The sequence below is a fragment of the Pseudomonas sp. TH34 genome (assembly GCF_016650865.1).
Taxonomy (GTDB): Bacteria; Pseudomonadota; Gammaproteobacteria; order Pseudomonadales; family Pseudomonadaceae; genus Aquipseudomonas; species Aquipseudomonas yamanorum.
This window is the reverse complement of sequence record NZ_JAEKFB010000033.1, coordinates 270414-284276: the sequence shown is the minus strand read 5'-3', so window position 1 is coordinate 284276 and position 13863 is coordinate 270414. Positions and strand designations below refer to the sequence as shown.

Genomic DNA, 13863 nt, shown 5'->3' with positions numbered 1-13863 from the left:
CAGGAATTTTCCGATCCATGGGCAAATCGCTGGTCATTGTGGAATCCCCGGCTAAGGCCAAGACCATCAACAAGTACTTGGGTAACGAGTACGTGGTGAAGTCGAGTATCGGCCATATCCGAGACCTGCCCACCAGCGGTTCGGCTAGCGCCAGCAAGGAGCCTGCCGCCAAGCGCGGCAAGGCGGCTGCGGGCGAAGGTCCGGTGCTCACGCCTAAAGAGAAAGCGCGCAAGCAGCTGGTCTCGCGCATGGGTGTCGATCCCGATCATGGCTGGAAAGCCAAGTACGAGATCCTCCCGGGCAAGGAAAAGGTCATCGAAGAGCTGCGCCGGCTCGCCAAAGATGCTGACACCATCTATCTCGCAACCGACTTGGACCGCGAAGGGGAGGCTATTGCCTGGCACCTGCGGGAAGCCATCGGTGGTGACGACAGCCGCTACAAGCGCGTGGTGTTCAACGAAATTACCAAGAAGGCGATCCAGGAAGCCTTCTCCAAGCCGGGCGAACTGGACATTGACCGCGTCAATGCCCAGCAGGCCCGTCGCTTCCTCGACCGCGTCGTGGGTTACATGGTCTCGCCGCTGCTGTGGGCGAAGATCGCCCGTGGCCTGTCCGCCGGCCGTGTGCAATCGGTTGCGGTAAAGCTGGTGGTGGAGCGTGAGCGCGAGATTCGTGCGTTCAACCCTGAAGAATATTGGGAAGTGCACGCTGACCTGGGCACTGCCAAGGGCAACAACGTGCGCTTTGAAGTGGCCCGCGAGAAAGGCGAGGCCTTCAAGCCGCTCAACGAAGCCCAGGCCATGGCCGCGCTGGAGAAGCTCAAGGCTTCCAGCTACAGCATCGTCAAGCGTGAAGACAAGCCCACCAGCAGCAAACCGTCGGCGCCATTCATCACGTCCACCCTGCAACAGGCTGCGAGCAACCGCCTGGGCTTCGGGGTGAAGAAGACCATGATGATGGCCCAGCGTCTGTATGAAGCGGGCTACATCACGTATATGCGTACCGACTCCACCAACCTGTCGCAAGACGCGGTGGCGATGGCGCGCACTTATATTGAAAGCGAGTTCGGCAAGAAGTACCTGCCGGAGAAGCCGAACGTCTATAGCAGCAAGGAAGGCGCACAAGAGGCTCACGAAGCGATTCGTCCCTCCGACGCCAACACCGAGCCAAGCAAGTTGAGCGGCATGGAGCGCGACGCTGAGCGCCTCTATGAGCTGATCTGGCGCCAGTTCCTGGCGTGCCAGATGCTGCCGGCGCAATATCTGTCGACGACTGTCAGCGTGGGGGCTGGTGACTTCGAGCTGCGTGCCAAGGGCCGTATCCTCAAGTTCGACGGTTACACCCGCGTGATGCCGCAAATTGCCAAGCCGGGCGACGATGACGTGCTGCCGGACATGGCCCAGGGCGATGTGTTGAAGCTGATCAAGCTCGACCCGTCCCAGCACTTCACCAAGCCGCCGGCGCGTTATTCGGAAGCCAGCCTGGTCAAGGAGATGGAAAAACGCGGTATCGGTCGTCCTTCGACCTATGCGGCGATCATTTCCACCATCCAGGACCGCGGCTACGTTGCCTTGCACAACCGTCGTTTCTACTCGGAAAAGATGGGCGACATCGTCACCGAGCGCCTGTCCGAGAGCTTCTCCAACCTGATGGACTACGGCTTCACCGCCGGCATGGAAGAGAATCTCGATGACGTGGCCCAGGGCGAACGCGACTGGAAAAACGTGCTCGACGAGTTCTACGGCGACTTCAAGAAGAAACTCGAAGTGGCTGAAAGCGCCGAGAACGGCATGCGTGCCAACCAGCCGGTGATGACGGACATTCCGTGCCTCACCTGCGGTCGTCCGATGCAGATTCGTACCGCGTCCACTGGTGTGTTCCTCGGTTGCTCGGGTTATAGCCTGCCGCCGAAAGAGCGTTGCAAGGCCACCGTCAACCTGGTGCCAGGCGATGAAATCGCTGCCGATGACGAGGGTGAATCCGAGTCGCTGGTACTGCGTGGCAAGCACCGTTGCCCGATCTGCAGCACGGCGATGGACGCCTATCTGCTGGACGAGAAGCACAAGCTGCACATCTGCGGTAACAACCCGGATTGCAACGGCTATGAGATCGAAGAAGGCACTTACCGCATCAAGGGCTACGAAGGTCCGAGCCTGGAATGCGACAAGTGCGGCAGCGAGATGCAGCTCAAGACCGGCCGTTTCGGCAAGTTCTTCGGTTGCACCAACCCGACGTGCAAGAACACCCGCAAACTGCTGAAAAGCGGTGACGCGGCGCCGCCGAAGATGGACCCGGTGAAGATGCCTGAACTCAAGTGCGAGAAGGTCAACGACACCTACATCCTGCGTGATGGCGCTTCGGGGCTGTTCCTGGCTGCCAGCCAGTTCCCGAAAAACCGCGAAACCCGTGCTCCGCTGGTGATCGAGATCGTGCCCCACAAGGACGAGATCGATCCGAAGTACCACTTCCTCTGTGAAGCGCCGAAGAAGGACCCGGACGGTCGCCCGTCCGTGATCCGCTACAGCCGCAAGACCAAGGAGCAGTACGTGCAGACCGAAGTGGAAGGCAAGCCTACCGGCTGGAAAGCGTTCTACGACGGTGGCAAGTGGAAGGTCGAGGACAAGCGCCAGGGCGCTTGATACGATCAGCCATATGAACAAAGGCCGCCTTTATAGGCGGCCTTTTTTTGCGCTTGCAGTGGACTTGGCTGATCCGTGACACTGTTCAGCCAGCATCACGCCTTATTCGTTGTGGAGACTGCCTTCATGGCCAACGAACTCTATACCCGTACCAACCAGAAAATTTACTTCGCGGGTTTGTCCCTGGAAGCACTTGGCCGCGCCGAGGAAGGAAAGGAGATGAACGCTATCGCGCTGGTGCAGGCCGGGCGTGAAGCGGCGCTGTTTCACCTGTATGGTGCCTTGCTTGGCTTGTGCCATGAAATTGCCGGGTTCTACCGCTTGCCTCAGGCCGGTTCACCGCGTGCAGAGATGATCATCAACCGTGATGTGCTGGAGTCCATGGCCATTCCGGAGTTGGCCGAGCTGGTGGAAATGGCGCAGAGCCCGGACAGCTGGTTGGCACGCTTGCTGGTAGCTCACGCCGAGATGTTCCAGCCGCCTCGTGTACCTCACAAGCCCAAGGGGGATGTGACCCAGCCGCTGATCCTGGCCGTGAGCCTGGAAGAAGAGGGGCCTGCGCCATTAAGCCGTGAAGAGCTGGAAAGCTGGCGACAGGAGTTGAAGAAGTTGGCCATTCGTTTTCGGGATGGGCTGAACGAGTGCTGAGTTAAGTCAGGCACCATTCATCAAGCCGTAAAGAAAGCTGTTCAGATCCTGAGCGAGGCCGCGCTGATGACTGATATAATGCCGGCCTTTCGTGGAGAACAGACTTTTATGCCAACGTCCTTTCTGGAAATTGTTGAACTGCCCGACGGCCGAATTGAGCTGCGCCGGGCTGAGGACGAGGGTTCTCTGGTAATTTTGGATTTTTCCGAAGATGCAAAAGCATTCCTGCAGGGCCAGCACGTGGAAGTGGCAAAAGCCATGTTGAGCGTAGGTGTGCAGATGGCAGGGCGCCTGGCTGAGGGCGAGCCGGAGAAGGAAGACGGCCCACGGATTCTTCACTGAGTCCGTTTGTCGGCTTTTTTGTAAGCTTTAGTCGTGCAGATCGGCTTCTCAAGCCTGAAGAAGCCTCGCGTCATGGCGGATCCTGACAGAGTCAGTTATCCGCGCATCGTTTTATCCCAACCGAATGTTCAAGCTCTGCGCATCGCCCGTACGTGCGGCGCTGATCAGTTGCTGCCTGGCCGCTGTTGTCAGCGGGTTCAGCCAACTGACTACCGTGTGGCTACGGCCCAGGCGCAAGGCTTCGCAGGTCAGCTGCTGGGCACTTTGGGTGCCGCGGGGTTGCAGCAACAGGATGCGCTCGCGGTTAAGGCCGGCGTCCCGCAGCCAGGCCTGGGTCAGGCTGGACGGTGGGGCGATCAGCGTCAGCCAGCGTGCATCCTGTTCCTCGCTCAATTCGCGAAGGATCGGCGCCAGCAGGCTCAGGCAGCTCCCGGCAGCACCGCGCAACGACAGTTCACTGAACGCCTCGGGTTCGGCGCTCCAGGGCGCTTCGACCGTTTCCTTGAGGATGGGCGCAAGGGGCTGGGCCATAAAGGCCTCAAACAGCGACAGCTGAGTGTGTTGTGGGGTCTGTAGGAACTGCATGATGCCTCCGTTAGCGGCGAATAACGCCGACGCTTAAGCCTTCAATCACCAGGTCCTGATCCTTCAGGTTCACTTCAATCGGCGCAAACTCAGGGTTCTCGGCCAGTAGCCAGACCTTGCTGCCTTCGCGCTTGAAGCGTTTGACCGTCACTTCATCGCCAATACGGGCGACGACAATCTGGCCATTGCGGGCTTCACGTGTGGTATGGACGGCCAGCAGGTCGCCGTCGAAAATACCCACGTCCTTCATGCTCATGCCATGGACTCGCAGCAGGTAGTCGGCACGGGGATGGAAGAACGTTGGGTTGATGTTGCAGGATTCCTCGACGTGCTGTTGCGCCAGGATCGGCGCACCGGCTGCGACCCGCCCGATAATCGGCAGTGTCGACTCGTCGGCCTTGGCTTCGAAGCCAGGGATGCGAATGCCCCGTGAGGCACCTGGGGTCATCTCGATCGCACCTTTGCGGGCGAGGGCCTTGAGGTGTTCTTCAGCGGCGTTGGGCGACTTGAATCCCAGTTCCAGCGCAATTTCCGCTCGGGTCGGCGGGTAGCCGTTGTCATCGAGGCAGCGCTTGATAAAAGCCAGAATCTCAGCTTGGCGTGGCGTCAGTTTTAGCATGTTGATCGCTCTGTCTTTTTATACAGTGACTGGGATTATATACAGTGGACTGCGCTTGGCAATCACCGTTTTCAGTCACTCCGCTGGACGGTCGTTTGTCATACGTCCTACAGGCTGAAAACAGCGCTGCCTACAGACCTTGGCGAATGTGATTAAATGGCCATGAAATAGCTGACCGACCAGCCGCAAACCGACCTGCAGGCTTGACAAGACATAGCTTGAAACGTATGTTTCAAACAAGTGTTTGTCAGGCGGAGTAGCCATGGCCCAGTCGGAAACCGTTGAACGCATTCTCGATGCTGCCGAGCAGTTGTTCGCGGAAAAAGGATTTGCTGAAACCTCATTGCGGCTGATTACCAGCAAGGCCGGGGTCAACCTGGCAGCAGTGAACTACCATTTCGGCTCCAAGAAGGCGCTGATCCAGGCCGTGTTCTCACGTTTCCTGGGGCCTTTCTGTATCAGTCTCGACCGTGAGCTGGAACGTCGCCAGGCCAAGCCTGAAAACAAGCCAAGCCTGGAAGACCTGCTGGAAATCCTCGTCGAGCAAGCCCTGGTGGTCCAGCCTCGCAGCGGCAACGACCTGTCGATCTTCATGCGCCTGCTGGGCCTGGCGTTCAGCCAGAGCCAGGGTCACCTGCGTCGCTATCTTGAAGACATGTACGGCAAGGTGTTCCGCCGCTATATGTTGCTGGTCAACGAAGCGGCACCGCGTATTCCGCCGATCGAACTGTTCTGGCGCGTGCACTTCATGCTCGGTGCTGCTGCGTTCAGCATGTCCGGGATCAAGGCCCTGCGTGCGATTGCCGAGACCGACTTTGGCGTGAACACCTCCATCGAGCAGGTGATGCGCCTGATGGTGCCGTTTCTCGCCGCCGGCATGCGTGCCGAAACCGGCGTCACCGACCAGGCCATGGCCGCCGCCCAGTTGCGTCCCCGCAGCAAGTCGGTACCCATCCCGGCCAAGGTTTAACCCGGTCCGGGTGTGCGCGGCCGCTTGCATCCGCTAAGCTAGCCGCCCATGCCGATTTCAGCTATTTACCCACAGCCCGTTGCTCTCGCTGAGCGTCCGTCTCCAGATTCAACCCTGGCGATGCGATCTCGCGAGGGCTCCGGGCTGCGTGCGTTATTTAAGGAAGCTTTATGACCCAAGCCCTGCAAGGCTCTTTGATGGTGGACGTCGCCGGTACCTGGCTGACGGCTGAAGACCGCCACTTGTTGCGCCAGCCCGAGGTGGGCGGCCTGATCATTTTTGCGCGCAATATTGAGCATCCGCGCCAGGTGCGTGAGTTGAGCGCCTCGATTCGCGCCGTGCGCCCGGACCTGCTGCTGGCGGTCGATCAGGAAGGCGGCCGGGTGCAGCGCTTGCGCCAAGGGTTCGTCCGCCTGCCGGCGATGCGCGCCTTGGCCGACAACCCGAATGCCGAGCAACTGGCCGAGCAGTGCGGTTGGATCATGGCGACAGAAGTACTGGCGGTCGGCCTGGACCTGAGCTTCGCGCCGGTACTGGACCTCGATTACCAACGCAGCGCAGTCGTGGGCACGCGCGCATTCGAAGGCGACCCCGAGCGCGCCGCGGTGCTTGCCGGTGCCTTTATTCGCGGGATGAACAGCGCTGGCATGGCCGCTACCGGCAAACACTTCCCCGGCCACGGCTGGGCCGAAGCCGATTCCCACGTCGCGATTCCCAATGATGAGCGCAGCCTGGAACAGATTCGCGCCAATGACCTGGTGCCGTTCGCACGCCTGAGCAAGCAGTTGGCGGCCGTCATGCCGGCCCACGTGATTTATCCACAGGTCGACGCGCAACCGGCCGGCTTTTCCCGGCGCTGGCTGCAGGACATCCTGCGCGGTGAGTTGCAGTTCGATGGGGTGATCTTCAGTGATGACCTGTCGATGGCTGGCGCTCACGTGGTCGGTGATGCTGCGAGCCGTATCGAGGCGGCGCTGACTGCAGGCTGCGACATGGGCCTGGTGTGCAACGATCGCGCTGCCGCTGAATTGGCCCTGAGTGCTGCCCAGCGCATGAAGGTCACGCCATCGGCGCGTATTGCGCGGATGCGTGGACAAGCTGTGGCTTCGACCGAGTACAAGCAGGATCCGCGTTGGTTGGCAGCGTTGGGTGCGCTGCGAGATGCTCAATTGATTGATTAAGACCGCGTCGCGTCCATCGCAGGCAAGCCAGCTCCCACAGGGAAATGCATTCCAAATGTGGGAGCGGGCTTGCCCGCGATGGCGATCTTAATGTCAGCGCTTTTCCTGCTTGTGCGGCAATGGCGCAAACAGCGCCTCGATATCCTCATTCCCCAGCTTCCAATCCCCCGTCGTCCGCCCATCCAGAACGCCCGCCGCCAGATCAGACTTTTCCTTCTGCAAATGCTGGATTTTCTCTTCCACGGTGCCCCGGGCAATCATCTTGTAGACGAACACCGGTTTCTCCTGGCCAATCCGATACGCACGGTCGGTTGCCTGGTTTTCCGTGGCAGGGTTCCACCACGGGTCGTAGTGAATCACCGTGTCCGCTTCCGTCAAGTTAAGCCCGACGCCACCGGCCTTCAGGCTGATCAGAAAGATCTGCGGCTTGCCGCTCTGGAAATCCTTCACCGGCGTGCGTCGGTCCCGGGTTTGCCCGGTCAGCAGCGCATAGGCAACGCCACGCTTCTTCAGCTCAGACTCAATCAGACTCAGCATCGAGGTGAACTGGGAAAACAGCAGAATCCTGCGGCCTTCGGCAAACAGCTCGTCGAGCATTTCCATCAAGCTGTCGAGCTTGCCCGAGCTGCTGCCCTTCGCCGGCAACGTCGCATCATTGACCAGACGCAAATCACAGCACACCTGGCGCAACTTGAGCAGCGCTTCCAGGATGATGATCTGGCTACGGGCCACGCCTTTGCGGGTAATCTCGTCGCGGACTTTCTTGTCCATCGCCAGGCGCATGGTCTCGTACACGTCGCGCTGGGCTTCGTTGAGGTCGACCCAATGAATGATCTCGGTCTTGGGCGGTAATTCCGTCGCCACCTGCTCCTTGGTACGGCGCAGCAGGAACGGCTTGATCCGACCATTAAGGTGCTGCAATCGCACATCGCTGCCGCGCTTTTCGATTGGCACACGGTAATCGCGGTTGAAGCTTTTCACATCCCCCAGCCAACCCGGCAGCAGGAAGTGGAACAGCGACCACAGCTCGCCCAAGTGATTTTCCAGCGGTGTACCGCTGAGGCACAGGCGCTGGCGGGCGTTCAGCTCGCGGGCAGCCTGGGCGGCCTTGCTGTTGGGGTTCTTGATGTACTGCGCTTCGTCGAGGATCAGCACGTGCAAGGGCAGGGCAGCCAGTTGCTCGATGTCCTTGGGCAGCAGGGCGTAGGTGGTCAGCAGCAGGTCGTAGTCCTGCAACTGAGGGAAATGTTTCTTACGCCCGGCGCCGTACAACGCCAATACTTTGAGCTGCGGCGTGAAGTGCGCCGCTTCGTCGAGCCAGTTCGGGATCAGGCTGGTGGGCATCACCACCATGCACGGCCGGTCCAGGCGCCCGGCGATTTTCTCGCTGAGAATATGCGCCAAGGTCTGCAGGGTTTTACCCAGGCCCATGTCGTCCGCAAGAATCCCGCCGACGTCGAGCTGGCGCAGCGACTGCATCCAGCTCAGGCCTTCCAACTGATAAGGACGCAATGTGGCGTTCAAGCCCTCGGGCGCTTCGCAGCTGAAATCTTTGATGTCCCGCAGACGCTGGGCGAAGTTGCGGATCTTTTCGCCGCCTTCCCACTGCAGCGGCAAGTCTTCCAGCGGGTTCAGGCGAATGGCGTCGGCCTTGGCCAGGCGCAGCGCGGTGGTGCCGGGCTCTTGCAGGTAGAACTCGCCAAGCGTTGCCAGCACCGGCTTCAGCCGGCCATAAGGCAGCGCCACTTGCAGCGGGCCGTGGCCGTTGGGCAGGCCGGGAATGTTCACCAGGATCAGTTCGTCATCGCGGCGCCGCGCGAGTTTTTCCGGGTTGAGAATCTCGGTGTGGGAGCGCATCAGGTTCAACAGAATCGGCAGCAGGCTCAGGCGTTCGCCGTTGACGATGATCCCCAGTTCCAGATCAAACCAGTCGCGCTCCGGCATTTCGTCGACGCTGGCGTACCAATCGTCGACGGTGCTCAGGTCGAAGCCGAAATCTTCATCGATCTGTAGTTCCCAGCCCTGGGCGCGCAGAGTCGGCGATGCATTCAGGGTGAAGTTCAGCCAGGCGCTGTCATTGACCATCTCGAACAGCTCGCCGGCGCTTTCCGGCAGGGCCTTGCTCTGGCGCGTGGCGATCTTGAAGCCCAGCAGGCGCAGTTGTTCGCGAAACTGCTGCTCCACCTCGGGGTGGCGCTTGATCCGCAGGCTCTGTTGTTCCTGGCGCACGATGATGTCGGCGTTCTTCTGACCGCTGACGTAGTTGCCCAAATAGTTGAAGGACAATGCTGCGCGATGCTGGATATAACGCTGCATTTTGCCGTTGCGCGGCTCGAAGGCGCTGAACTCGATACTCGCCAGCCATAGGCGCGGCACCGGTTGGACGTCTTCCATTACCACTTGCGGCAATACCACGCGGTTATCCAGCACCGCCTGGAGCTTCTCCAGCAACTCGGCATCCTGGGCCGCCGCCGGGTAGGCCAGGGTTTCCTGGACCTTGAGCAGCACCGCCGCGATGTGTTTGCAGTTGGTGTGCACGGGGCAGGTGCAGCGGCTGTCCACCAGGATCAACGTGCCCTTGGCGGATTCGCGCAGCGAAATGGTCTGGCGGTAGACGTTGCCGCCCGAGCCTTCGCAGCTGGCAATGATGGTGCTGTCGCCGGACTCGACGATCCGCACGCGGTTTTCCAGGGCGTAGCGCCGGCCGCGCTCAAGGCTTTGCTCTTTAAAGCGATTGGCCCACGAAGGGGCCAGGGGTTTGGTCAACGACGACGTCAGGGGCATGGTGCTGGATCAGTCCTGGACATCGGGCGGTGGTGCGCTGGGCGGCTTGGCAGTCAGCGAAGTGATCTTGATCAGCAGGGCGAGGTGGCCGCCGTCCAAGTAGTTGAGCTGGTTGTTCTTGGTGCGCACGTCTTGCTGGCTGAGGTGTTCGCTGGCAATGACGCTGCCGTTGGCGTCGAACTGGTTGACCCAGAAGTCCGCGTCGATATCGGTGAAGCGCCCAAGCTGCAGGTTGAGGGTGCCTTCGATAGGGAACTGGCCGAACTGTTCCTGGCCGTCGCTGATGGCCAGCTTCACCGGTTGTTCACCAAGATTCTGTTCCCAGGACTTGTGCAGCAACACGGTGTAGTCGCTGCTGGCTTGGAGCTTCTCGACAATATTGCCCAGGCGCGGCGGGCTCATTTTGTCGGTCCCCAGGCGTGGCGCGCCCGCGTCCCAGTTTTCCGGCGCCGCACGGCTATTGATCGCCGGCTCGGCGTTCTGCCGCACCAGGATCATCTCCACCAGGTACGGGCTGTCGGCAAACGCCGAAGGCGCAACGACCACCAACAACAAGCTCAAAATGCGGAACAGGCGCATTGGGGCGTCCTTCAAGCAGATTTCGGGATGAGGCGCTCAAACAGCGCCTCCAGTGTATTAAAGCGTTCTTCGGCGCGTTCCATCGGCACCATGAATTTGAACAGCGTAGCCCCTTCGAACTTGTAGCGATTGGGCTGGCCCTGAATCAGCTTGATCAGCACCAGTGGGTCCACCGGCGTCTGGGCTTCGAACTCGATACGCCCGCCCTGCGGCCCGGCGTCGACCTTCTTGATACCCAGTTGCTCGGCCTGCAATTTGAGCAGGGTCAGGCGTACCAGGTTCTTGGTCGGTTCCGGCAACAGGCCGAAGCGGTCGATCATCTCCACTTGCAGGTCCTTGAGGCCGTCTTCGTCGGTGGCCGAGGCGATGCGCTTGTACAGGATCAGGCGTGCGTGCACATCCGGCAGGTAGTCTTCGGGAATCAACGCCGGCAAGCGCAGGTTAATTTCCGGGCCGCCACCCAGTGGTTGGTCGAGGTTCGGTTGTTCGCCCTTGCGGATGGCTTTTACTGCCCGTTCGAGCATTTCCATATAAAGGGTGAAACCCACGGCCTGGATTTGCCCGCTCTGGCCGTCCCCCAGCAGTTCGCCGGCACCACGGATTTCCAGGTCGTTGGTGGCCAGCACAAAGCCGGCGCCGAGGTCCTGGGTGTTGGCGATCGCTTCCAGGCGCTTCTCGGCGTCGGAGGTGATCTGTTGGCGCGGCGGCGTCAGCAGATAGGCATACGCCTGGTGGTGACTGCGCCCGACCCGGCCGCGCAGCTGGTGCAGCTGGGCCAGGCCGAACTTGTCGGCGCGCTCGATGATGATGGTGTTGGCGCTCGGCACGTCGATGCCGGTCTCGATGATCGTCGAGGCGATCAGCACGTTGAAGCGCTTGTGGTAGAAGTCGCTCATCACCTGTTCGAGTTCGCGTTCGCGCATCTGCCCGTGGCCGATGGCGATCCGTGCTTCCGGTACCAGCTCGGCGAGGTCGGCGGCGCATTTCTCGATGGTTTTCACATCGTTGTGCAGGTAGTACACCTGGCCGCCACGCAGCAGCTCACGCAGCAGGGCTTCCTTGACCGTGCTTTTGTTCTGCTCCATGACGAAGGTGCGCACCGACAACCGGCGCGCCGGCGGCGTGGCGATGATCGACAGGTCGCGCATGCCTGACACTGCCATGTTCAGCGTGCGCGGGATCGGCGTGGCGGTAAGGGTCAGGATGTCGACTTCACTGCGCAGGGCCTTGAGCTGTTCCTTCTGACGGACACCGAAGCGGTGCTCTTCGTCGATGATCACCAGGCCCAGGTTTTTGATCTTCACGTCATCCGACAGCAGCTTGTGAGTGCCGATGACAATGTCGATCTTGCCTTCCGCCAGGTCGGCGATGGCTGCGTTCACTTCCTTGGCCGACTTGAAGCGGCTCATCACTTCCACGGTCACCGGCCAGTCGGCAAAGCGGTCGCGGAAGCTGTTGTAGTGCTGCTGGGCGAGCAGGGTGGTCGGCACGAGGATCGCCACTTGCCGGCCGCCGTGCACCGCAATAAACGCCGCGCGCATCGCCACTTCGGTCTTGCCGAAGCCCACGTCGCCGCACACCAGGCGGTCCATTGGCTTGGGCGCCAGCATGTCGGCGCGCACGGCGTCGATGGTGGTTTGCTGGTCCGGGGTTTCTTCGAAGGCGAAGCCCGCGCTGAAGGTTGCGTAGTCGGCTTTCGGGTCGGCGAAGGCATAACCTTCGCGGGCGGCACGGCGGGCATAGATGTCGAGCAACTCGGCGGCCACATCGCGTACCTGTTCGGCGGCCTTGCGCTTGGCTTTCTGCCAGGTCTCGGAGCCGAGGCGGTGCAACGGCGCGAGGGCGTCGTCGCTGCCGGTGTAGCGGGCGATCAGGTGCAGGTTGGCCACGGGCACGTAGAGCTTGGCGCCCTCGGCGTATTCCATGGTGAGGAATTCAGCCACCTGGTTATCGATCTCCAGGGTTTGCAGGCCCAGGTAACGGCCCACACCGTGGTCGATATGCACCACTGGCGCGCCTTCGCGCAGTTCGGTGAGGTTCTTGATCACCGCGTCGTTGTTGGCGTCGGCGCGTTTTTCGCGGCGGCGACGCTGCATCACCCGTTGGCCGAACAGCGGGCTCTCGGCAATCAGTGCCAGGGCCGGGTCGTCCAGCAGCAGGCCTTCGTCCAGCGGTGCGATGGTGATCGCCAGGCGATCCTTGCTCGCGACAAAGTCCGGCCAGCTGTCGACGGTTTTCGGCCGTAGCTTCAGGCGTTCCAGCAACTCCAGCAGCACCTCGCGGCGCCCGGCGGACTCGGCGGTAAACAGCACGCGGCCGGGAAAGTCACCGAGGAAATTCGACAGCGCTTCCAGCGGCTGGTTGGCCTTGGCTTCAATCGCCAGGTTCGGCAGTGCTTGCGCCGGGAAGCGCTCGCGGCCGGCACCAGCGTCCACGTCCTGTTGGCTGGCGACTACGCGCGGCCAGTTTTTCAGGCGGGCGAAGCAGTCTTCCACCGGCAGGAACAGTTCGGCCGGTGGCAATAAAGGACGGGACGGGTCGACGCGGCGTTCTTCATAACGGTTGCGTACGTCATTCCAGAAGTTCTCCGCCGCCTGTTCGATGCCCGGCAGCGAGAACACTTGGGTGTCCTGGGGCAGGTAATCGAAGAGGGTGGAGGTTTCGTCGAAGAACAGCGGCAGGTAGTACTCGATACCGGCGGGCGTAATCCCGCTGCTCAAGTCCTGGAAGATCGGGCAGCGGCGGAAGTCCACGTCAAAGCGCTCGCGGAAACGCGCCTTGAAGCGCGTGACCGCGTCTTTTTGCAGCGGGAATTCCCGGGCCGGCAGCAGCTTGACCGAGTCGACCTTGTCGATGGAACGCTGGTTTTCCGGATCGAAGGTACGCAGGGTTTCGATTTCGTCGTCGAACAGGTCGATCCGGTAGGGCAGTTTGCTGCCCATCGGGAACAGGTCGATCAGCGCGCCACGCACAGCGAACTCACCGTGCTCATACACCGTGTCGACGCAGCGATAACCACTGGCCTCAAGCCGGGTGCGCATCTGTTCCACGTCGAGCTTCTGGCCGATATCCAGCACCAGGCTGCTGCCCAGCAGGAACTTGGTCGGCGCCAGGCGATGCAGGGCCGTGGTGATCGGCACCACCAGCACGCCGTGGGCCAGTTCCGGCAGGCGGTACAGGCTGGCGATGCGCTGGGAAATGATGTCCTGGTGCGGCGAGAACAGGTCGTAGGGCAGGGTTTCCCAGTCCGGGAAATGCAGTACCGGCAAATCGGGGGCGAAGAAACTCAGCTCCTGTTCCAGCCGCTCGGCACTTTGGCTGTCGGCGGTGAGCAGCAGGGTAAAGCGCTTGGCAGCGCTGGCAGCCTCGGCAATGGCCAGGCTCAGGGCGGCACCGGGCAGATTGCCCCAGTGCTGTTTACCTGCCGCGGCAGGGAGAAGCGGTAGACGCAGAACGGGCACGGAAGGTTGAGCTCCAAGCGTTGCGACAAAGTCGGTAATTGTAACGGCCCGGAGT

At 61.1% G+C, this 13863-nt stretch carries 10 protein-coding genes; 5 read left to right on the top strand and 5 right to left on the bottom strand.

Annotation, left to right across the window (positions count from 1 at the left end; genetic code table 11):
• Nucleotides 1-17: 17 nt before the first annotated feature.
• The 3 genes from topA to JFU58_RS26880 all read left to right on the top strand — a co-directional run bounded on the left by topA (nt 18) and on the right by JFU58_RS26880 (nt 3629).
• The gene (topA, locus tag JFU58_RS26890; protein WP_017477200.1) at nt 18-2639 is read left to right on the top strand and encodes a type I DNA topoisomerase; all 2622 of its coding nucleotides are present in this window, start codon (nt 18-20) and stop codon (nt 2637-2639) included.
• Nucleotides 2640-2765: 126 nt separating this feature from the next.
• Nucleotides 2766-3287 (top strand): DUF6586 family protein, encoded by a 522-nt coding sequence (locus JFU58_RS26885; RefSeq protein WP_063032262.1) that lies wholly within the window; start codon nt 2766-2768, stop codon nt 3285-3287.
• A gap of 108 nt (nt 3288-3395) precedes the next feature.
• Nucleotides 3396-3629 carry a hypothetical protein gene (locus tag JFU58_RS26880; RefSeq protein WP_003218969.1) on the top strand — a complete coding sequence of 78 codons (234 nt, stop codon included), beginning with the start codon at nt 3396-3398 and terminating at the stop codon, nt 3627-3629.
• Nucleotides 3630-3740: 111 nt separating this feature from the next.
• Here JFU58_RS26880 and sulA read toward each other — a convergent pair whose 3' ends face one another.
• Complete coding sequence (gene sulA, locus JFU58_RS26875) at nt 3741-4214, bottom strand: SOS-induced cell division inhibitor SulA (protein WP_017477202.1); 474 nt, start codon at nt 4212-4214, stop codon at nt 3741-3743.
• A gap of 10 nt (nt 4215-4224) precedes the next feature.
• Complete coding sequence (lexA, locus tag JFU58_RS26870) at nt 4225-4833, bottom strand: transcriptional repressor LexA (RefSeq protein ID WP_003172575.1); 609 nt, start codon at nt 4831-4833, stop codon at nt 4225-4227.
• A 262-nt stretch (nt 4834-5095) separates the two neighbouring features.
• Here lexA and psrA point away from each other — a divergent pair, with 262 nt between their 5' ends.
• Together psrA and nagZ are read left to right on the top strand one after the other, a co-directional pair.
• Nucleotides 5096-5803, top strand: coding sequence for a transcriptional regulator PsrA (psrA, locus tag JFU58_RS26865; protein WP_017477203.1), 708 nt, complete (start codon nt 5096-5098; stop codon nt 5801-5803).
• A 170-nt stretch (nt 5804-5973) separates the two neighbouring features.
• Nucleotides 5974-6984, top strand: a complete 1011-nt coding sequence (gene nagZ, locus JFU58_RS26860) for a beta-N-acetylhexosaminidase (protein ID WP_063032260.1) — start codon at nt 5974-5976, stop codon at nt 6982-6984.
• Between the two features lie 93 nt (nt 6985-7077).
• Here the strand turns inward: nagZ and JFU58_RS26855 are convergent, their stop codons facing one another.
• Genes JFU58_RS26855 through mfd form a run of 3 tightly spaced genes read right to left on the bottom strand, consistent with a single transcriptional unit; the run spans nt 7078 to nt 13808 of the window.
• Complete coding sequence (locus JFU58_RS26855) at nt 7078-9768, bottom strand: DEAD/DEAH box helicase (RefSeq protein WP_201142788.1); 2691 nt, start codon at nt 9766-9768, stop codon at nt 7078-7080.
• Nucleotides 9769-9777: 9 nt separating this feature from the next.
• Nucleotides 9778-10347 carry a CsiV family protein gene (locus JFU58_RS26850; RefSeq protein WP_063032256.1) on the bottom strand — a complete coding sequence of 190 codons (570 nt, stop codon included), beginning with the start codon at nt 10345-10347 and terminating at the stop codon, nt 9778-9780.
• 11 nt (nt 10348-10358) lie between these two features.
• Nucleotides 10359-13808 carry a transcription-repair coupling factor gene (gene mfd, locus JFU58_RS26845; RefSeq protein ID WP_017477206.1) on the bottom strand — a complete coding sequence of 1150 codons (3450 nt, stop codon included), beginning with the start codon at nt 13806-13808 and terminating at the stop codon, nt 10359-10361.
• Nucleotides 13809-13863 lie beyond the last annotated feature (55 nt).